General features: G+C 49.6%; 17 protein-coding genes and 1 pseudogene. 10 read left to right on the top strand and 8 right to left on the bottom strand.

Annotated elements, in window-relative coordinates; translation table 11 throughout:
* The first annotated feature begins 39 nt into the window (after positions 1 to 39).
* The 6 genes from BCF53_RS15150 (at position 40) to BCF53_RS15125 (ending at position 6,042) form a co-directional block, all read left to right on the top strand.
* Positions 40 to 657, top strand: a complete 618-nt coding sequence (locus BCF53_RS15150; RefSeq protein ID WP_207902751.1) for a hypothetical protein — start codon at positions 40 to 42, stop codon at positions 655 to 657.
* 429 nt (positions 658 to 1,086) lie between these two features.
* Positions 1,087 to 2,073, top strand: a complete 987-nt coding sequence (locus tag BCF53_RS15145; protein ID WP_132702874.1) for an ABC transporter substrate-binding protein — start codon at positions 1,087 to 1,089, stop codon at positions 2,071 to 2,073.
* A 3-nt stretch (positions 2,074 to 2,076) separates the two neighbouring features.
* Positions 2,077 to 3,402 (top strand): amidohydrolase family protein, encoded by a 1,326-nt coding sequence (locus BCF53_RS15140; RefSeq protein ID WP_132702872.1) that lies wholly within the window; start codon positions 2,077 to 2,079, stop codon positions 3,400 to 3,402.
* Positions 3,395 to 4,225 (top strand): ABC transporter permease, encoded by an 831-nt coding sequence (locus BCF53_RS15135; RefSeq protein ID WP_132702870.1) that lies wholly within the window; start codon positions 3,395 to 3,397, stop codon positions 4,223 to 4,225. The genes BCF53_RS15140 and BCF53_RS15135 overlap by 8 nt, the downstream gene beginning before the upstream one ends.
* A complete protein-coding gene (locus BCF53_RS15130) occupies positions 4,212 to 5,006 on the top strand; it encodes an ABC transporter permease (RefSeq protein WP_132702868.1) in 795 nt (264 codons plus the stop codon). The genes BCF53_RS15135 and BCF53_RS15130 overlap by 14 nt, the downstream gene beginning before the upstream one ends.
* A gap of 7 nt (positions 5,007 to 5,013) precedes the next feature.
* On the top strand, positions 5,014 to 6,042 hold the full coding sequence (locus tag BCF53_RS15125; RefSeq protein WP_132702866.1) for an ABC transporter ATP-binding protein: 1,029 nt from the start codon (positions 5,014 to 5,016) through the stop codon (positions 6,040 to 6,042).
* 294 nt (positions 6,043 to 6,336) lie between these two features.
* On the opposite strand, the gene BCF53_RS15120 is transcribed toward BCF53_RS15125, so the two are convergent.
* Complete coding sequence (locus BCF53_RS15120) at positions 6,337 to 7,242, bottom strand: LysR family transcriptional regulator (RefSeq protein ID WP_132702864.1); 906 nt, start codon at positions 7,240 to 7,242, stop codon at positions 6,337 to 6,339.
* Positions 7,243 to 7,367: 125 nt separating this feature from the next.
* On the opposite strand from BCF53_RS15120, the gene BCF53_RS15115 reads away from it, so the two are divergent.
* Positions 7,368 to 8,543 carry an MFS transporter gene (locus BCF53_RS15115; RefSeq protein WP_132702862.1) on the top strand — a complete coding sequence of 392 codons (1,176 nt, stop codon included), beginning with the start codon at positions 7,368 to 7,370 and terminating at the stop codon, positions 8,541 to 8,543.
* 103 nt (positions 8,544 to 8,646) lie between these two features.
* On the opposite strand, the pseudogene hydA reads toward BCF53_RS15115, so the two are convergent.
* From hydA to aptA, 6 genes and pseudogenes are all read right to left on the bottom strand, one after another.
* Positions 8,647 to 10,020: pseudogene (gene hydA / locus BCF53_RS15110) on the bottom strand (dihydropyrimidinase); the annotation flags it as partial.
* Positions 10,021 to 10,040: 20 nt separating this feature from the next.
* Positions 10,041 to 11,303: a Zn-dependent hydrolase gene (locus BCF53_RS15105; RefSeq protein WP_132702858.1), complete on the bottom strand. Its 1,263-nt coding sequence runs from the start codon at positions 11,301 to 11,303 to the stop codon at positions 10,041 to 10,043.
* Between the two features lie 187 nt (positions 11,304 to 11,490).
* Positions 11,491 to 12,768 carry an NAD-dependent dihydropyrimidine dehydrogenase subunit PreA gene (gene preA, locus BCF53_RS15100; protein ID WP_132702856.1) on the bottom strand — a complete coding sequence of 426 codons (1,278 nt, stop codon included), beginning with the start codon at positions 12,766 to 12,768 and terminating at the stop codon, positions 11,491 to 11,493.
* Positions 12,769 to 13,057: 289 nt separating this feature from the next.
* A complete protein-coding gene (locus BCF53_RS15095; protein WP_243645844.1) occupies positions 13,058 to 13,714 on the bottom strand; it encodes a TetR family transcriptional regulator C-terminal domain-containing protein in 657 nt (218 codons plus the stop codon).
* A 164-nt stretch (positions 13,715 to 13,878) separates the two neighbouring features.
* On the bottom strand, positions 13,879 to 14,268 hold the full coding sequence (locus BCF53_RS15090) for a tautomerase family protein (RefSeq protein WP_132702854.1): 390 nt from the start codon (positions 14,266 to 14,268) through the stop codon (positions 13,879 to 13,881).
* Between the two features lie 78 nt (positions 14,269 to 14,346).
* A complete protein-coding gene (gene aptA, locus BCF53_RS15085) occupies positions 14,347 to 15,669 on the bottom strand; it encodes an omega-aminotransferase AptA (protein ID WP_132702852.1) in 1,323 nt (440 codons plus the stop codon).
* 133 nt (positions 15,670 to 15,802) lie between these two features.
* On the opposite strand from aptA, the gene BCF53_RS15080 reads away from it, so the two are divergent.
* Positions 15,803 to 16,717: a LysR family transcriptional regulator gene (locus tag BCF53_RS15080; protein WP_132702850.1), complete on the top strand. Its 915-nt coding sequence runs from the start codon at positions 15,803 to 15,805 to the stop codon at positions 16,715 to 16,717.
* On the opposite strand, the gene BCF53_RS15075 is transcribed toward BCF53_RS15080, so the two are convergent.
* Positions 16,714 to 18,186, bottom strand: a complete 1,473-nt coding sequence (locus tag BCF53_RS15075) for an NAD-dependent succinate-semialdehyde dehydrogenase (RefSeq protein WP_132702848.1) — start codon at positions 18,184 to 18,186, stop codon at positions 16,714 to 16,716. The two genes, BCF53_RS15080 and BCF53_RS15075, sit on opposite strands and share 4 nt — an antisense overlap.
* 195 nt (positions 18,187 to 18,381) lie before the next feature.
* Here BCF53_RS15075 and BCF53_RS15070 point away from each other — a divergent pair, with 195 nt between their 5' ends.
* A complete protein-coding gene (locus tag BCF53_RS15070; RefSeq protein ID WP_132702846.1) occupies positions 18,382 to 18,648 on the top strand; it encodes a hypothetical protein in 267 nt (88 codons plus the stop codon).
* Between the two features lie 268 nt (positions 18,649 to 18,916).
* The gene (locus tag BCF53_RS15065) at positions 18,917 to 21,022 is read left to right on the top strand and encodes a putative glycoside hydrolase (protein ID WP_132702844.1); all 2,106 of its coding nucleotides are present in this window, start codon (positions 18,917 to 18,919) and stop codon (positions 21,020 to 21,022) included.
* Positions 21,023 to 21,144 lie beyond the last annotated feature (122 nt).

Genomic DNA, 21,144 nt, shown 5'->3' with positions numbered 1-21,144 from the left:
GCTACCGGCATGATCGGCTAGGCGGTGTTGCGTGAGGCGGTGAACGCTGAGGATGTTACCCAAATTCTCTGTGTTGGCCGCAGTGCGGTAGAGCACGCCAGCCCCAAAGTCCGGTCGCTGGTTCTGGCGGATTTGTTTGATCACTCGGTCATTGCCGATGAGCTGGTAAACTTTGATGCCTGCTTTTATTGCCTTGGCGTTTCTTCGGCGGGGCAAGCGGAAGAATTTTACAGTCGCATCACCTACGACCTTACCCTGAGCATTGCCGATGTACTCGAACCCCGTAACCCAAACATGACCTTTGTGTATATGTGCGCCCAGGGTTCCGACCCTACCGGCAACAGCAAGGTGATGTGGGCGCGGGTGCGCGGCCGTCTGGAAAACAGTCTGTTTGAGCGTAGCTTTAAAAAGGTGTATTCATTGCGGCCGGGTTACATTCAGCCGATGGATGGTATTAAGTCGCGAACAGCGCTGTACCGGGTAGCGTACGATGTTTTTGGTTTTATTTACCCGTTGCTCACCAGGCTCATCCCGGATTCGGTAACGTCGACACGCGCCATCGGAAAAGCCATGCTGAACTTGGCGCGTGGTTACGAAAGTCCGGCAGCCTTGGCACCGGCCGATATTAATCGCCTGGCTAAGGCTGAAGAAAATTGAAATAAAAGTATGCACCGTTATTCATGCATATGTATGTGGTTTTTACTTTGTCTGCCAGTGTATTGTTGGCTTTGAACGACGAATTAGGCTAACTCCTTTTTTGCATGTAACCAATGCAAAATGACTCGCTAAATTTGACGTGCATTCTTTAAGCTGTCGCTCATAGCCAGCGACCTTAAAAGGCTCTCTAAATTTAGTGAAGCTAGTTATTCAAACACAAGTTAACTCCACATTTTTCTATTCGTGTCTTCCTTAAATTAATTAAGAATAGATGCCCCAAAATAATTAGGCTTAGCTTAATTCCGCACCAAAATGAGGTGATAATTTAAATCGACTTATTTCGATATATAAACTAGAGATTTGCATGAATATTTATGAAATACTGCCAAGAGACAGATTGGCTAAACAGTAATGAATTGAGGATGGAATATGAAAAAATTTAAATCGCTTTTAGTTGTTGCGATGACAGCTCTACCTATTTTTGCAAGCGCCAGTGATCACAGAACACTTGTTGTTTCTACCTGGGATTACGATGTTGATGCTCTTAAAGAATTCCTTTTCACTCCTTTCGAAGAAAAGCACAACGTCACCATTGAGCTGGATTTGGGGCGTGATAGCGACCGATACACTAAGTTGCAAAATGAGATTTATATTACAGACATTGATGTATTTCTTGCGACTCAAGCCACTGCGCAAAAAGCGATTAATGATGGTCTTTTTGAAACAATGAATAAGGCCGAGCTGAAAAACTATGGTAGTCTTTTTGAACAGGCTAAAAATCCTAATGGCGAGAATTACGGCCCAAGCTATACCATAAACAGACTCAGAGTTGCCGGAAATTCAGAAGTCATTCCTTCAACCTGGGCGGAAATCCTTGCCGACAAAGACAGCAAGATTGCCATTCCCCATATGACGTCAACTTTTGGCCCAATGGTACTTTATGGAACAGGTGATGTTTCTGGTGACGCTTCAGCAAATGTTGAAGCCATTGAAAGTTGGGTATCCAGTGGGAAGGTGAGTGCTTATGTCAGTACGTTCAGCACAAGAAAAGCCGTCATTAATGGTGAGTTTGATTACGCCTTACTGGCAGACTTCGGATACACGCCAGACCTAAACTGGGGCGACCTGGATAAGGTTATGCTTAATAGCAATACAGTTAACATCGTAAAGGGTAGCAAGAACGCAGACCTGGCTATGGAATTTATTGACTTCTTACTTTCTGTAGAAGTTCAGAACGAATCACTCGATCGCGGCATCGATTCTCCGGTAAATAAAAATGTTCAATTTGAAGAGGGTCAGGAAGATGCCAAAACCAATCTTGCCTCTTTCCCTGATGCAGTGAGCACAGATATTGATCTGGTCAATAAAAACAGAGCAGCCTGGGTTGCTAAATGGAACGAGCTGTTTACAAGATAATCTATGAAAACTCTAATCAAGAATATAACCATTGTTACAATGAATGATAATCTTGATATTTTAAAGAATGCGAATATCTCTATCGTCAATGATGAGATATCTCGCATTTTTTTTAATGAAATATCAGAAGATTATGATCAAATCATCGATGGAACAGATAAGCTGCTGCTGCCGGGTTTCATCAATACGCATACCCACGTACCTATGACTATTTTTAGAGGGCTGGGCGATGATATGAAAGATCGCCTGACAAGACTTCTGTTTCCTCTGGAAAATTCATGTCTGAATGACGAAATCGTGCACGCTTCCTCTCTTCTGAGCCTTTCTGAAATGCTGTTGAGTGGAACGACATGCTTCGCAGATATGTACACCTTTACCGACGCCACCGCCAGAGCTTCAAATGAGCTGGGAATAAGAGCCTTTATTGGTCAGGGCATCACAGATGAAAGATCAGGGGAGCAGCTGAACGCCGACCATGGGTTTGAGCTATTTGAAAATTTCATTGAAAAGTATCGGAATGACCCTCTAATTAACGGAGCCTTAGCGCCTCACTCTGTGTACATGAGCTCTGAACCTTTGTTGCAGCGCTGTAGAGAACTCTCAGATAAGTATGAGGTTCCTTTCCTTATACACCTGGCAGAGCAGCCTTGGGAAGCCGACCCCTATTTAGAAGAGCATGGTTCAGTCGTTAAATACCTGCAGAACATCGGTGCATTGAACAACAGATTCATTGGGGCCCATGGCATTCTGGTGAGTGATGAAGATATGAAGATTCTTGCGAATGTGGGGGCTTCTATTTCTCACTGCCCGGCAGGTAACAGTAAGAGCGGCAGACCTATTGCGCCCATACATGAATATATGCAGGAAGGCGTGAATATTACTCTGGCAACAGATGGCCCCATGAGCGGAAATCATATGGACATGATGAGCGTGATGAATTGTGCGCCTAAGATGCAGAAGGTCAAATACCAGAATAGGGCGCTTTGTCCGGCCAGTGAGATTCTGAAAATGGCCACGATTAACGGGGCAAAAGCCCTGAATATAGATCATCTCGTCGGCAGTGTTGAAGTAGGTAAGAAGGCAGACCTTATGGTTGTTAACCCTCAAACCCTAAACATGCTTCCTCTCTACGATTACTATGCCGCCATTGTCTATGCCATGCAGCCGAACAACATTCAACATGTGTTTGTTAATGGCGATTTGAAGGTTAAGGACTCAAAGCTCGTTCATACAACGGAAGAGGACGTTATACAGAAGTTTTCGGTGGCCTATGACTTTGTGGAAGCAGAAAGCCGGGAATTATTGAAGAAGGCAACTCAGAGTGAATAAAGAGAAGTTAGTTATTTTTTTACCCAGCTTGTGCCTGATAGTCGTATTGGTTTTTATCCCGTTACTTATGCTCGCCCAAAAATCGCTCTCTGTTGACGGTACAATAAGCTTTGCAAATTACCTGGAGCTGTTCGGAGACTCAACGTTCAAAAAAGCCTTGAAAAACACCTTTTCTATATCCTTTTTTGTCGTATTCGCCACTCTGTTAATCGGTTTACCGACGGCCTACTTTATTTCAAGAACGCAGGGCCGTTTGAAAAATGTACTCCTGCTTTTAACCCTCTTTCCGCTTCTGACCAATGCGGTTGTACGAAGTATTTCATGGATGATTATTCTCGGATACGACGGAATTCTAAGCAGGTTAATGAGTGATCTGGGGTTAATAGATGAACCTATTAGCCTTATGTACTCCAAGCTTGCCGTTATTATTGGCTCAACCTATATATTCCTTCCCCTTATGATCGTCTCCCTTATCGGGGTTATGGATAACATCTCGCAAGAGATAGAGGATGCCTCAATAAGCCTTGGCGCATCGAGACTTCAAACTTTTTTTAATGTGATCATTCCAAACTCAATGGCTGGCATTATTGTGGGGGTTGTTCTGGTTTTCACGGCAACACTCACCGCCTATACCACCCCTAATATTCTGGGAGGAACAAGAACTGTCGTGCTGGCTACTCTGGTGCAACAGTATGGAACAACGCTCGGGCGTTGGGAGCTGGTCTCGTCTATCTCAATTTTCCTGTTTGCGTTAACCGTGGTGGTCATCACTCTGATTAATAAATCTGCAAGCCTGGTCGGAGGTAGAAATGAAGAAAAGTAAAGTGCTCACTATTTTCGTCTGCCTTGTGTTTTTCTATCTTCTATTTCCTTTGTTTATAACGGTTGTGGCATCTTTTAACAGCAAGGATATATTGACCTACCCCATCGATGGGTTTTCTTTAAAGTGGTACAAGAGCGCTTTTAGCAGCAGTTACATATCGGGTTTTGCTATCAGCTTCCAGGTAGGGGTTGTGGCAACAATCATCTCTTTGTGCTTTGGTGTTCCGGTTGCTTACGGTTTGGCAAAATACAAAAGTAAATTTACTCGGGCAATAAAAAATGTCTTTTTCTCTCCTGTACTCATACCGGGTATTGTGCTGAGTTATTCACTTTTTTTGGGCTGGGTTTTTATTGCGAAAGAGTTTGATACTCGGTTACCGAAATTACTGGTGTTGATGTTGGCTCATATTATCGTCTTATTTCCCTACACCATCAGGGTGATTGGCGGCGCTTTTGAGAAGTTCGACTTCACTATAGAAGATGCAGCAGAAAGCCTGGGCGCAACCAAGAAAGATTTCATTCTGCATATATTACTGCCGAGTATCACTCCGGCCATAATATCGGCATCGGTCCTTTCATTTATTACATCATTTAACGATATTCCCATTTCAATCTTTCTCTACGGAAGAGGGTCCACTCCGCTTCCTATCATCATGATGCAAGATGTTGAAAAGTATGGTGACCCATCAGTAGCTGCGGTGTCAGTTGTATTACTGTTTATGACCATCGGCATAACATATCTCATTGAAAAGACTTTGGGTCTGAATAATTACGGAAGGTAAAAGAACAATGGCAAGACTGGTACTCAATGATTTAAAGGTATCTTATGACGGCAAAGTCAATATCCTGGAAGACTATAATCTAGAAATTGAAGATGGAAAGCTGGTTTCCATTCTAGGCCCTTCGGGTTGTGGAAAAACAACCACTCTGAAGGCTGTCGCCGGATTTTTACAGTCAACCGGGGGCGAAATTCTTATTGGTGATGAGGATTACTCCAAGGTACCTGTTAACAAACGAAACTTCGGCATCGTCTTTCAATCCTACGCGCTGTTTCCAAATATGACAGTTTTCGAAAATGTATCTTATGGACTGAAATTAAGAAAAATACCCAAGGATGAAATTGAAAAGAAGGTATTGGATATCCTTGAGACGGTTGAGCTCATCGCGCTGAAAGACAGAAAGCCTGAAAACCTAAGCGGTGGGCAAAGACAAAGGGTGGCTCTTGCCAGGGCGCTGGTCATTTCTCCTAAGCTACTGCTGCTGGATGAACCCCTTTCTAACCTGGATGCCAAGTTACGTATTGAGATGAGATCTCAGATTAAAAGGATGCAGCAGAAGTTTAATATAACAACCATCCTGATTACCCATGACCAGGAGGAGTGCTTTTCTATCTCAGATAAGGTGGCCATTATGAATGATGGCAAGATAGAACAGTACGATACGCCGGAAAATATCTACAGTAACCCTAAATCCATCTTTGTAGCGGATTTTGTCGGCTTTAAGAATCTTCTTGATGTGACCCGAATAAGCCCTGGGGTATACAGACTCAGCAATGGTAAAAATATTGAGGCTGAAGATGTAGAGAATGCGAAGAAGATTGCGATCAGACCCCAAAACATAGCCGTAGGCCAGAGTAGTGATTCTTTTATTGAGGGAACTATAAAAGTTAGAACCTACCTGGGCGAAGACTATCAATACGAGGTCGATACGGATTTAGGTGAAATTGTCGTCAGCACGAGTAAGGCGATCGCTCTCAATACCGGCGACATAATCAAGCTGAACTTTCCTAAAGATGGTATTTGCGTACTGGCGAGCTAAAGTAGCCTGCTGAAGCGAATTGAAATAAAAAGTACACGTCGTTATACATAGGTATGTGATGTGTACTTGTTGATTTGCACAGGAATTTAATCAACCTGTTGTAACTAAAGTTGAGCCTGAAAAACTAGAATATCACTATTGATTTCAGTGGATTAAAGAGTAATAGGTGGGTCAAATAATCAACGCAATTCGATCCGAAGTGGGTCAATCCTGCATGCAAATCAACAGGTGCCATTGTTAAGGTGTACTCTAAATTAGCGAGATAGGCCTAAACCCATGTGCCGCGCGCTGCAGTTAAAGCACCAGCCGCGGGGTAACGAAATCCAGAAATGCCTGTATTCTGGGTGAGAGCGCAGTATTACGGTAGTACACGGCGTTGATCTGCTCTCGCTGATTGCCACTGGTGATGAAGCCGGGCATGGCGTCTATTAGCTGTCCGTTTTCGAGGTCTTGCTGAATCATAAAGCGTGAAAGCAGTGCCAAACCCTGCCCTTGCAAACAGAGCTGGCGTACCACCTCGCCATTACTGCTGCTGATTGATGGCGTTACATTGATGCTGTTGTTTTTCGCATAGGGGCAGTTTACCGGCCAGCGGTTCAGCTGTGGCGATTGTGAAAAGCCGATGATGCGATGTTGTCGAAGTTCTGTGGAATTGTTTGGTGCTTTGCTTTGTTGCAGGTAGCCGGGGCTTGCGACAACCATCAATGGGCTGTTGCCTAGGTGGCGGGCGTGCAGGTTTGAATCACTCAGCGGGCCAATGCGAATTGCCAGGTCGGTTCGCTTTTCGATTAAATCAATAAAGTTTTCGTTGCTGACCAGCTCCAGCTCTATTTGCGGGTAGGCGCTATTAAACGCCTGCAACAGCGGAACCAGCTGGTGCAGCATAAAGGGCGTTGCAGCATCCACTCTCAGTCGGCCACTCGGTTGGCCCTGCAATACCTTCAGCTGCTCTTCGGCCTCGCTTAGTACCTGCAGGCTTTCACGAACCTTTGCGCTAAATACTCTGCCTTCCTCCGTGACCTCAAGTTTACGCGTGGTGCGGTTGAGTAGTGAGCAGTTCAGTTCGCTTTCCAGCCGACTGATTGCGCGCGATACCCTAGCCACCTGTATATCCAGGTTGCGTGCCGCGGCAGATAAGCTGCCGCTGTCTATCACTGCCAGCAGAATTTCCAAGTCTTCCGTCCGGGAGGTTATCGTCATGGCGATCTTTGTCGATTATGTAAAGAAGATTTGTTGATTGTGCTGTTTTTCGAGAAAATAGCAATCGGCATACTGCGCGCCAACTTCTCGCATGAATGGTCATGCTGGTTATTTGGAGATCTGTTATGCCTATTGCTTTACTGGCGCTGACGCTCAGTGCATTTGCCATTGGTACTACCGAGTTCGTAATTGTCGGGCTGGTGCCAACCATTGCTATGGATTTAAACGTAACACTACCTTCGGCTGGCCTGCTGGTCAGCTTGTATGCCCTGGGCGTTGCTATTGGCGCGCCTGTACTGACGGCCTTAACCGGACGTTGGCCACGCAAAACGGTTTTGCTGGTTGTTATGACTCTGTTTGTAATCGGTAATCTGTTGGCCTGGATGGCACCGGGTTATCAATCGCTGATTGTTGCCCGTATTCTCACTGGGCTGGCGCACGGGGTGTTTTTCTCGATTGGTTCTACCATCGCAACAAGCCTGGTAAGCAAGAACAAAGAAGCCAGTGCCATTGCGATTATGTTTACTGGGCTGACGGTAGCACTGGTTACAGGTGTGCCATTAGGAACCTGGATTGGTCAGCATTTCGGCTGGCGGGCAACCTTTATGGTGGTTGCTGTGCTCGGGTTGATTGCGCTGATCGGCAGTGCTTTGTTGGTGCCAAAAAACCTTAAGCAATCTGCGCCGGCAACGCTTGCTCAACAGCTGCAGGTTTTAACGCAACCGCGCTTGCTGCTGGTGTACGCCATGACAGCAGTCGGTTACGGCGGTACCTTTACGGCCTTTACCTTTTTAGCGCCTATTCTTGAGGATGTTTCTGGCATTCAGCCTGGTGCGGTGGGTTTAATTATGCTGGTTTACGGTGTGTCTGTTGCCATTGGTAACATCTGGGGAGGTCGCTTAGCGGATCGCCTTGGCCCGGTAAAAGCCCTGTACATTATTTTTTCTGCACTTGCGTTAATCCTGCTTGCTTTTACCTTTACCGCGGCAAACTCGGTTACTTCGGTGCTGACCATTCTGATCTGGGGCGCCTTTGCCTTCGGTAATGTACCCGGGCTTCAGGTTTATGTTGTTCAGCTGGCAGAAAAATATACGCCTCAGGCCGTTGATGTCGCCTCGGGTTTGAACATCGCAGCCTTTAATGTGGGTATCGCACTGGGCTCTATTTTGGGCGGTGTAATTATTGAAGAGATGAACATTATGGATACCGCCTGGATCGGCGCTCTTATTGTGTTGCTGGCGCTGGTGCTGACTCGTTTATCTGGTGCACTCGATCAGCGTGCTAAGCCTGCTACCTGCTAGTAAATCCTCAATCCAGCCTGTCACTTTTTATTTAGTTGTTTGAAAGCAAAAGGCCAGCGCTTTAAGCCGCTGGCCTTTTTTAGATTTCAGAACCGGCACAACCTTACTGCGGCCGCTTCTCGCGCTTCACAAAGTTCCCCCAACCCGGTTCTCCCACAAAATCACCATGATCATAAACCAGCCGGCCACGGGAATAGGTTTGCACCGGGTAGCCTTTCACCTGAATGCCTTCCCAAATGGTGTGGTCGTAATCTGAATGCATGTTATCCACAGAGATCGTGAAGTCGACTTCCGGGTCGTAAATAACGATGTCGGCATCTTTGCCTACAGCGATGGTGCCTTTCTCGGTACAGCCGAAAATTTTTGCCGGGTTTCTCGAGCAAAGTTCAATGGCGCGGTTAAAGGAGATTTTGCCTTGGTTCGCCGCCGAAAGCATATAAGGGTATAGGTTTTCCACACCGGCGCAGCCATTGGGGATTTTAGTGAAGTCATCTTTGCCCCAGTCTTTTTCGTACGACTGGAACGGGCAGTGGTCGGTGGCAACAACGTCAATGCCGCCATTCTTAATGGCTTTCCACAACGCGTCCTGGCTTTCCTGACCTTTCATGGGTGGCGAGCAAACAAAGTTGCGGCCGTCTTCGCGCTTGTAAACATCGCAGGTGAATTCCAGATACTGCGGGCAGGTTTCTACAAATAGATTGGGGTTGTCTTGTTTGGCTTCCAGCAGCGCTTCCAGGCCTTCTTTATCGGCCATGTGTACCAGGTAAAGTGGGGCCTGGTAATGCTTGGCCCAATGGACGGCGCGTTTATCGGCCTCGGCTTCAACGTGTTCTGGCCGGCTTAAATAGTGATACCAGGGCGAGGTTTTACCCTCGGCCAAAAAGCGTTCAATGTTGTAGTCAATCAGATCCGGGTTTTCGGCATGCAGGTTAATCATTGCGCCCACTTCTTTTGCCTTCAGCATCAGCTGCACAAAGGTGCCGTCATCGACCATCATGCCTTCTTTTTTATACACGAAGAAGCATTTGAAACTGGTAATGCCCTCTTCAACGGCCGATTCCATCTCATTCAGAATGTCACCGTCGTTCAGGTCGGTGATGATGCAGTGATAGGCGTAGTCTACGCAGGCATCCTGCTCGCAGATCGCCTTTTTAGAATCGATCACTTCCTTGATGGTCATACCCTTGCGTTGCATGGGGTAGTCGAAGACGGTGGTTACGCCGCCACAGGCCGCCGCGCGCGTGCCCGCTAAGTAGCTGTCGGCAGATACGGTGCCACCAAAAGGCATGGCCAGATGGGTGTGTACATCAATCGCGCCGGGAATCACCAGTTTGCCGTTTGCGTCAACCACTTCAGCGCCATCAACATTGAGGTCGCTGCCCATGGCGATAATCTTGCCATCCTTGATACCAACGTCCGATTTAAACGTTTCACTGGCGGTAACAACCGTACCGTTCTTAATGATTAAATCCATTTCTTGCTCCTTCGTTTTTTATTTTATTCGGCATCGGCTTTTAACATGGCGTTCAATAAGACTGTTGCGCCTGCGGTGCATTGCTCTGGCGATGAATACTCCGGCTCGCAGTGAGAGAGGCCGTCTTTCGACTGCACAAAGATCATCGTCGTCGGCATCATGTAGGCAACAAACTGCGCATCGTGCCCGGCACCGGAATGAACAACCTGATGGGAAACGCCGCTCTCTTTCGCAGCTTCGCTCACATAGCTCACCAGGGTTTCATCCCAGTACACGGTATCGCGGTTCCACATACGCTCAACGTGACAGCGGCAACCGGCCCATGGTTTTTCCGTGCAGGATTTCACTATGGCTAATACCTTTTCACGCACTTCGGCACTTTCGTGACGAACGTCGATGCAAAAGTCGACTTCATCCGGCACGCAGGTATGAACGTTCGGGTGGCATTCAATTTCACCGGTGGTGTAAACCAGGTCGCTGTAACCCAGCTTGTCGATTTCTTCATGTAAATAACAAAGCGCCTGCGAGGCTGCGAACAGAGCGTCCTGACGCTTTTGCATTGGGAAGGTACCGGCGTGAACGGCCTGGCCGTAAAAACGCAGTCGGTAGTTGAACATGCCCAGAACACAATCGACAATTCCGATGTCTTTGCCGGCATCTTCCAGGATGGGCCCCTGTTCAATGTGAACCTCAAACATGCATTTGTAGTTTTCCGGCGACAAGCGGTTGGCAATGTCGCCTTTAAAATCGGAAGCCTCCAGTGCGTCACCAAAGGTGGTGGTTTTATCCAGAACACTTTTGGATTGCAGCATGTCTTCGTATTTAAATTTGCCTTTTACGGTTTCGGGCAGATAGTCGTAACAGAGAATGCCAGAGACCATCATCGCAGGCGGGTACAGCGAGCCTTCTTCGTTGGTAAAGATCATCACGGTCATCGGGTGTTTATGCGGAATATTTTGCTCTGCAATGGTTTCCAAAACTTCCATACCCGACATAACGCCTAGTATGCCATCGTAGTTGCCGCCGTTTTTAACGGAATCGGAATGCGAGCCGGTGACAATGCGTTTCGCGGTTGGGTCGCTGCCGGGCAGCGTTGCATATACGTTGGCAACATCGTCTACTTCGATAATCGCGCCGATGGCTTGCATGCGTTTTATAAATTCGTTTCTTGCCAGAACGTCTTCTTCAGAAAGGGTGTAGCGAGTAATACCGCCGTTGCCGGCGTCACCAAATTTGCTGAAGGTGGTGATCTTGTTGGTCATTCTTTCTAAGCTGCATTGATACATTTTGACTCCTTAGCGTTTTGTTTATCCGAGCTCATTGCCTGTGGTCCGCAATAACCACCGGTCGCACTTTTCAAAGGGCGCTCAAGCACATCCATGTGGCGCTCAGCGACAGACCTCCTGTCTGTCGATGCCTTTGAAAAGTGCGACCGATGTCTATCGCTGTCTGATATGGCTTACGATGTTCTGGTTACAAAATTCCATCCGCAATCTCGAACTCATTGTTTGCAACAATTTCCTGCCAGGTTTTTACGGAACTTGTTTTCGAGACATCAATCATTTTTATGCAGTCCCGCGGGCAAACCAGCGAGCACAGGTTGCAGCCTTTGCAGGTGTCGGTGTTGATCTCCGGAATCGGGTCGCCGGTTTTTGCTTTTCTGCTGGAGATGCTGATGGATTGATAAGCGCCATCATTACAGGCGGTGTAGCACTTGCCGCAGCCGGTGCATTTTTTCTCGTTAATATCGGCGACCACCTTATAGTTCATATCCAGATCGCCCCAGTCTTTGTACTGGTTCAGTGCTTTGCCGCGCAGCTCGTTGACGCTATTCATGCCTTTGGCATCGAGGTATTTCGACAGGCCATCAATCATGCCTTCCACAATGCCGAAGCCGTGGTGCATCACTGCGGTACACACCTGTACCGAGGTGCTGCCCAGCGCGATAAATTCAGCACAGTCTTTCCAGTTATTAATGCCGCCAATGCCTGAGATGGGCAGGTTGAACCAGTCGGTTCGGCCCAGCGAAGCCAGCATGTGCAATGCAATCGGTTTAACCGCTGTGCCGCAATAGCCGCCGTTGGTGGAGCCGTTTCGGCCTTTCGGGTAGGGGATGAAATCGTCCAGATCAACGCCGATGATCGATTTAATGGTGTTGATCAGCGCTGCACCATCGGCACCGCCTTCCACGGCAACGCGGCCCTGTACGGTAATGTCAGAAACGTTCGGGGTGAATTTCATCAGCACCGGCAGGGTGGTGGCATCGCGCACCCAGCTCATGATTTCAGCGGCAACTTCCGGCTCCTGGCCAATGGCCGAACCCAGGCCGCGTTCGCACATGCCGTGCGGGCAGCTGAAATTGAGTTCCAGGCCATCCACGCCGGTATCTTCAACGCGGCGGATCAGTTCTACCCACTCTTCACGGTTGCCGGCCATAATGGAAGCGATCAGCGCCTGCTCCGGGTATTTCTTCTTCACCTCGGCCATTTCTTTCAGGTTGATGCTCAGGCCGCGGTCGGAAATCAGCTCGATGTTGTTCAGGCCAATAATGCTGCCTTTGCCGCGTTTTAAAGCAGCATAACGGCTATGCAGGTTTTTTACCGGGTTGCCCACGGTTTTCCACACCGCGCCGCCCCAGCCCTGGTCGAAGGCGCGCATAATCTGGTCGCCGGTATTGGTGGGCGGTGCCGAGGCTAACCAGAACGGGTTAGGGCTTTTAATGCCGCTGAAATCAATCTCTAAATCTGCCATGTGCTCACTGCCTTTCAGTAACGGGTTGGGTGCGCGTTGTTCGATTTACCATTCGGTAAAAAAGACGCGGAATAAATTAATGACTGGTAACTCTATGGCAGAAAATGTGCCTGTTTTGACCATTTGGTAAAAGCACAGTGGGTGTAACTGAAGTGCTTGAAATACAAGGCCTGCAGGGCCGTTCTAAGGGTATTGACGTGACTCGGGCGGGGCGTTTGTTGTGCAGCTAACAGGGTGGTTTGTGTTAAAGCCAACAAAATGTCGTGAAACGCACCACGGCGTGGGCGGATTATTTTGGCGGACAAATTCCGTTCAGAATCATCTCGGCCAGAAAGTCGCTGGCGCGGTCGAAATCGTCTTGATCCAGTGCTGGCTTACCCATCATCAACCCAATCTGCACGGCAAAATCGGCGTAGGTTTGGGTCATCGCCCAAATGGCAAAGAACAGGTGTTCCGGCTCGGTGGCAGCTAACTGACCTTCATCAACCCAGTGACGCACCAGCTCAACGTCTTTGTCGAACAGTGGCTTCAGGTGCTGCTTCAGGTAATCACTGATCACCGGCGCGCCGGAGATGATCTCTTGAGCGAACACCTTGGAGGCGCAGGGGTAATCACGCGAAAGCTCCAGCTTGCCGCGAACGTAAGCGCGAATGATCTCTTCCGGGGAGGCATTTACATCATTGATGAACGCCATGCGCTCCAGCCAGATATCGACAATGTTCTGCAGAACGGTGCGGTAAAGCGTTTCTTTTGAGGAAAAATAGTAGAGCAGGTTTTGTTTCGAGATGCCGATCTGCTCGGCAATGCGGTCCATCGCAGCGCCGCGAAAACCGGCCTCGGCAAACACCTGTTCTGCACCGCGAAGGATTCGGGATTCCATCGCCTGGCGTGCCGGTGTGGTTTTGGCGGACGATTTTTTTTGCACAAGCTTCTGAGATTTCGGCACTGCTGAGGTTGCTCCTTGCTGCGTTTATCGTTTAAGCCGTTTGGCTTTTTGATTGAAACATCAAGTGGCCGATTCTCAGGGAATCTGCGTTGATTCTCAACTTGAAACCCATAAAAACAGAAAAGGCAGCCGAAGCTGCCTGATTGAATGAGCGCAGTCGGTGCCTACAGCTTACCCGTATAGAACTGAGCCTCACCGAAGCCGAAGCTCCAATCATTTTTGGTGTTCAAAAAGAACGATATCATCAAATCATTCCCCAGAATGCCGCATTCAGCTTCCAGGCGGTCGGCCAGCTTCTGCATGAACTCGACCTTCATTTCCTGCGTGCGCGGGCTACTGAAGACGCGCAGCATAATCAGCTTCTCAGTACGCTCAAAGCCAAGCCCGGTATCCTGAAAAATCATATTGGCGGGCTTGTGTTCATAAACAATCTGGTAACGGTCGCGCTCCGGTACCTTGAAGACTTCCAGCATCACCTCGTGGGTTACGTCGAGGATGGCCTTCATTTCAGCTTCGCTGCGGCCTTCGATTACGTCAAATTGCATTAATGGCATAAGGGTTCCCTAACTTATTTCGGTTTTATGTGTGGTGATAAATTTTTATCGCTGCTGAGCCGGCTTTCGGTAATCGCGTTACTCAGCGTTTTTAATCGATTCGCCCATGGCATTGATCAGGCTGTCGATCTCGTGGCTTTCGGTAATAAACGGCAGACCAAGCTGCAGGGTATCGCCGCCATAACGTACGTAGAAGCCTTTTTCCCACAAATCCATCGCGATCTTATAAGGGCGAATGGCCGGGTCACCGTCTTTATGGGCAATGCTTAAACCGGCGGCAAAGCCGTAGTTACGAATGTCCAGAATATGCGCAAGGCCCTTCAAGCTGTGAATGGCCTGCTCAAAGTACGGAGCCATTTCGGCGACGCGTGGAATCAGCTGATCCCGCTCCAGTAAATCGAGCGTGGCGAGCGCCGCAGCACAGGCCACCGGGTGACCGGAATAGGTATAACCATGCGGCAGTTCAATGTTGTGCTCGGCACCGCCGGCTTCCATAAAGGCGCGGTAGATTTCATCTTTAATCAGCACCGCGCCCATCGGGATGACGCCGTTGGTAATCTGTTTGGCGCAGCAGATCATATCCGGCACCACATCGAAGGCATCGGCGCCAAAGGTGGCCCCGGCACGGCCAAAGCCGGTAATCACTTCATCGAAGATCAACAGAATGTTGTGCTCGGTACAGATTTCACGCAGACGTTTTAAATAACCGACCGGCGGGATGATCACGCCCGCCGAGCCGGAAAAGGGTTCAACAATCACCGCCGCAATGTTCGAGGCATCGTGCAGGGCAATGCGGTCAAGCAGTTCATCAGCGCGCTCGGCACCGTCTTCCGGGCTGCCCTGAGTAAAGGCCTGCTCGGGCCGCCAGGTGTGGTGAATGTGGTCGGCATCCAGCGCATGGCCCCACAGTTTGCGGTTATTGCCAATGCCGCCAAAGCTGATGCCGCCCCAGCTGGCTCCGTGATAGCCCTTGGCGCGGCCGATCAGACGGGTTTTATTGGGCTGGCCACTTTGACGCCAGTAAGCGCGGGCAATCTTGGTTGCGGTATCGGCCGCTTCCGAGCCGGAGTTCACATAAAACACGCGGTTGAGATCGCCCGGTGCCATCGCGGCCAGGCGCTCAGCCAGTTCAAAAGCCTTGTTGTGACCAAACTGAAACGCAGGGGCGTAATCCAGCTCGCCCAGCTGCTTGCTGATGGCGCTGCTGATTTCGGTGCGGTTGTGCCCGGCACCGCAGGTCCAAAGGCCAGAGAGGCCATCGAAAATCCGGCGGCCACGATCATCCATGTAATAAGCACCTTCGGCGCCGGTGATCATGCGCGGGTTGGCTTTAAATTCCCGGTTGGAGCTGTAGGGCATCCAGTAGGCGTCGAGCCCGGCTTGTGTGGGTTGTGTACTCATTTAGGGTTGCTCCTGATGCCAACGCCCGAATTGGGCCGCTGGTTTGACTGTCTAACTTGAGCGCCACTTTAAGCCGGGAATTTTGTTTGATAAATTACATCCTATCGAATTAAAGATGCAGGTTTACGAAACTATGAAGGCATTATTGGGTCAGCTTTCGGATGCGGATATCCGCCTGTTGCGGGTGTTTATTGCGGTGGTGGAGTGCGGCGGCTTGAGTGCCGCCGAAATGGAGCTCAACATCGGCCGATCGACCATCAGCCGGCATCTGAAAGATTTGGAAGTGCGCCTTGGGCTGGTGCTGTGCCGGCGCGGGCGGGGCGGGTTTTCGCTGACCGCCGAAGGTGAAAAGATATTTAACGGTGCCCGGCGGCTGGTGAAATCGATTGAAGACTTCCGCCACGAAGTGAACGACATGCACCGCACGCTGCAGGGGCGGCTGGTCATTGCCATCTTCGATAAAACGGTGTCTAACCCGGCGTGTCATATCCCTCAGGCCATCGCGCTATATACCGAAAAGTTTCCTGATGTGTTGTTGGATATTCACGTTTTGCCGGTGAATGCCATCGAAAAGGGCATTCTTGAAGGCCAGCACCATGTTGGCATTATTCCGCCGCACCGGCGCTCTGCCAGCCTGGAATACATGCCGCTGTTTGGCGAACAGATGTCGCTCTATTGCGGTAAAGGTCATGCCTTTTATGAAACGGATGCGCCGGTCAGCGACGATCAGGTTCGTGCCGAACCCTATGCTGGCTTAAGCTTTTCCAGCCCGAACATGGAGGTCAGCCAGGCACTGGAGCTGCAAAAGGTTGCGGCCGCGAACGATCAGGAAGGCATCGCCACGCTGATCTGTTCCGGCCGTTACATCGGTTTTCTGCCCGATCACTACGCCAAATCGCTGGTGGCCGATGGCTACGTGAAACGGGTGAATAACGAGCGCTTCGGCTATCACTGTGAATTTACGCTGATCCACCGTAAATCGCCGAAGCCGACGCGGCTGGTGCAGGAGTTTTTAGCCGCGTTGCAGCAGGTATCGCCGGCTGCTTAGCGGTTCAGGCCGCCCATGCACAGGTACTTAATTTCCAAATAATCATCCAGGCCATATTTGGAACCTTCACGCCCGTTGCCGGATTGCTTGACGCCGCCAAAGGGCGCTGCGGCATTTGAAATGATGCCTTCATTGATGCCGACCATGCCGTATTCCAGGCCTTCGGCAACGCGCCAGATACGGCCGATATCTCTGGAATAAAAATAAGCCGCCAGGCCATAGTCAGTGTCGTTGGCCATGGCAATGGCATCCGTTTCATCTTCGAAGGCGATAATGGGCGATACCGGGCCAAAGATTTCGTTTTTAGCGATGGGCATCTCGTTGGTCACGCCGCTGAGAATGGTTGGCTGATAAAAGGCATCGCCGGAGCCGTCTTTCGCACCACCAAGAACCACTTTTGCACCGGCAGCAACCGAGGCCTGAACCAACGCTTCAACATCGCTGACGGCATCTGAACTGATCATCGGCCCAACCTGTGTGCCTTCTGCCAAGCCATCGCCGGTTTTTAACGCCGCTACGGCAGCGGTAAATTTTTCAGTGAACTCGTTGAGCACACCTTGCTGAACCAGAATGCGGTTGGTGCACACACAGGTCTGGCCGGCATTGCGGTACTTCGAGACCAGGGCCCCGTCAACGGCGGCGTCAATGTCGGAATCGTCGAACACGATGAAGGGCGCATTACCGCCCAGCTCCATCGAAACCTTTTTTACGGTGGTCGCGCATTGGCTGATCAGCGCTTTACCAACCGGCGTTGAACCGGTGAAGGTGAATTTAGCGATGTCCGGGTGCTGAGTCAGTACCTTGCCCATGCCTTTGGCGTCGTCGCCGATGACCACATTGAAGACCCCGGCCGGAATGCCGGCACGCTCCGCAAGCTCGGCCAGAGCCAGCGCCGATAACGGCGTTTGTGTGGCGGGGCGAACCACAAAGGTACAACCGGCCGCCAAGGCCGCGGCTGCCTTACGCGCAATCATCGCATTCGGGAAATTCCACGGGGTAATGGCCGCGACCACGCCGACCGGTTGTTTGATCACAACAATGCGTTTGTCACCCGAAGGCGCCGGAATGGTATCGCCATAAACACGCCTGGCTTCTTCTGCAAACCATTCAATAAAGCCTGCGCCGTAGGCGATTTCGCCCTTGGCCTCTGCCAGCGGTTTGCCTTGTTCCAGTGTCAGCAAGCGGCCTAGATCGTCCTGGTTTTCCATGACCAGGTTGAACCAGGCTCTCATTAGGGTGGCGCGTTCGTTTGCCGTTTTTGCGGACCAGGCCTTAAAGGCGTTCCTGGCGGCACTCACGGCCAGTTCTGTTTCGGCAATGCCGGCGTTACTGACTTCTGCGATCACTTCGCCGTTAGCGGGGTTAGTGACCGCAAGTGTCGGCTCGCTGTGGTGCCAGCGGCCATTGATATAGGAACAGCATTTAAGCAGTTGCGGGTCGCGTAGTCCGGTATCTTGTAGGGTTTGCATTGTCTGCCTCCAGCAGGGTTTGGAACATTGAATACCAAACTCGCATTCTGTTAAATAGCGCCATTGGCTGATTCTTACAGCGAAGCTGTTTAGCGTGTGTCAGGAGTCAGTGCCGTTAGTTGATCTTTTGCACTATTCGCCACCGGTGCATTGGGTATACTGTGCCTCATAATTAAGGCATTTCTAATATAGTCTATGAAGCCAAAAACATCCCAAGCCATGCTCTCGCTGATCGGCCAGATACGCAGCCACATTCCGTTCGATGAAATGAACGAAGCGCGGGTCTGTGGCGGCTTGTGTATGGGCTGCCCGAAAAAGCTGCTGGAGTATTTAGAGCAGGAAGTCGAATGGTGGGAGGGCTCGGTCAATGCCGGTGATGAGCCATCTTTGGGCGATGTTGAAAAGCTGGCCCGCAGCAGCAAGAAAATCTATAAGGTGCTGCAGAAAAATCAGGTTTTGTGAGTGGGTTTTCAGGCCTCGTCGCCGTTAATGGCTCAATGCATAAAATGGACAACTTCACATATTTAAAATTCTCCGCATTTGCGCAATTCAGTAGCAAGAATTTTGCGCACCAACCCCCAAAATGCCGCCTCTGCTTTTCTTAAACTCAACACTCCTTGCTGGAGTTGAATAATGTTTTTGCTGTTGAGTTAATTTTCAAATCCTGCTTTCTGTTATTCACGGTTATTTCATTTACACGCACAGTAAATATAGAAATATAGGCACCTGTATGAACTCTATTCCATCCGCAGTACCCACGCACAAAAGACACCTTTTAGGGCTGGCCATAGCGGCTGCAGCCTCGCTACTGCTTTACAGCTGTAATTCTGAAACCAGCGCTGAGTCTGTAATCAGCACCTCGGATGACGCCGACGTTTCTGAATCTGAAGCAACCTATGAAGACTTTATAGAATTGACTCTTGAAGAGTCGGATGAAGAAGACACTGCAAAAGCCCTGACCAGTGACGATGAAGCTACGAGTACATCAGATGATGATTTTGAGGTCTACACCGCAGCGGTCTCCAGCTTGTCGTTCAGTGTTGGCCCGGGTTCTGAGGTTAGCCTGGTAACCAACCTGGCCGAGTACGATGCAACGACTGAGTATCTTTTGGTCTCTGAGCAGTCTGAGGGTAATGCCCATACTTACAGCGTTGTCTGGCAGGGTGATGACTTAGACGGAGATGGCAGTAACGATACGGTCTCGTTTGATCTGATTGTAAAAGGCTTCAGCGACTCTGTTTACAGCTACAGCGAAACCGAAGGTGAATCGTCGATGACGGCCTACGGTGATGAAGCCGACGTCGTTGAAAACGATGGCTACTGGAGTATTGCAGATAACGACTTCATCGACGAAGGCGAAACGATCACCTTTACCATTGAGAATGTCTATACCTCGGCTTACGACACGGAACTTGCGTTCACGGGTATTGCCTCGGCTACTCTGTACGAGCCCAGCGCGGGGAACAACCATGCCTTTGTTGTAGGAGAGGGCACCGACCTTGATAGCTTCAGCTTCAGCGCGGGTAGCAGCGAACAAAGCTTTGACGATACCGAGCAGTTAATCCTGACCGGCGCAGGCAGTGGAACCTGGCGGAATGCTGCGGTAGCGGACGTTACTGTTGAATTTGAGATCGTTGAAGACGATACCTGGATGAGTTACCTGTCAGAATTTATGGATGAGCGAATCGGTGGTTTTTCCTGGGATACGCCGCAAAGCTTGGTGTACATTCGCAAAACCGGCACCTGGACGGAAGATGAGATTGACCTGGTGGCTAATTTCTCTTCGCTTTTGGGTGTAGATGATAAAACCGAATTTTCTGAAAAATACCCGGATAAGCTCTACGGTGTGGGTTACATGAACCTGGAGAAGGACTACGGCAGTGGTGATCTGGACAGTGGCCACTACCTGACGAATCCAGAGCACTATCTGTACAACGAAGATGGCTCCGTGGTGACCGGTAATGGTTACCCATACTTCAACCTGGCCGTACCGGAAATGCGAGAGTACTGGTTAAGCGAAGTTGAACGGCAAATTGAAGAGAACAAAGAGCTGGGCTTTGATGAACCGGGCTATTCATTCTTTATTGATGGCTTGTTAAAAGCATACGATGTTGGCAACAGTTTGTACGTCGATTACTGGGGCGAGCCGGTGTCTGATACCTATCGTGAAGAAGCCCTGAAACCTCTGTTGGCTCAAATGCGCGATATGTATGCCGATCAGGTAACCCTCGTGGGGAATTTTTTAAGGCCGAACCGCCCGAACGGCATGATGGATTATGTTCACAGCTATATTCACGGCTCTTACATGGAGCTGTTTGAGCGCTTCACGACCGGTTACGTAGAAAATGCCAATTTGGGTATTCAATACATGCAGGAAGCCGCAGCTGCAGGCAAAATGCTTCAACTCTCTTTAACCAAAACCAAACCAACGCCAGTCACTGAATTAACGTTGGATGAAATGCGTGAAAAAGCCAGTGCTGCCATGCCCGAGTTTTGGGCGCAGCTGGAAACCGATGAACAGGATGAACTGGCGGAAATGTATGCCTACTTCGACTTTAAGCTGGCGCTGTTTCTGATGGGGGCGGGTGAATATTCGTATCTGAAATTCATCGATACACCGCTGGCGAATAGTGCCGGTACCGACTTCTTCAAAAATATCACACCCTTCCCTGAGTGGGATATGGCATTAGGTGAGCCGCTGGAATATGCGCAACAGGAGGGTAATGTTTGGACTCGCCGCTTTGAATATGTCGATATCATTCTGGATTTAGATAACGGTACTGCAACCTATCTCGACCCGGGCTCGCTCGACGCTATGGAAGCGTCAGCTGAATAGAAACGTCACAGGGTTTTAAGCAAAAAAAAGAGCAGCCAAGGCTGCTCCAGACTGATGACAAAGCTACCGCAGCTTTCGAGACGGTGAAAAGGTATCACTTAAATGGACGTCGAAAACATGGA

Source organism: Reinekea marinisedimentorum, assembly GCF_004341165.1.
GTDB lineage: Bacteria > Pseudomonadota > Gammaproteobacteria > Pseudomonadales > Natronospirillaceae > Reinekea > Reinekea marinisedimentorum.
Note: the sequence above shows the minus strand (reverse complement) of the source record. Positions and strands in the feature narration are given on the sequence as shown.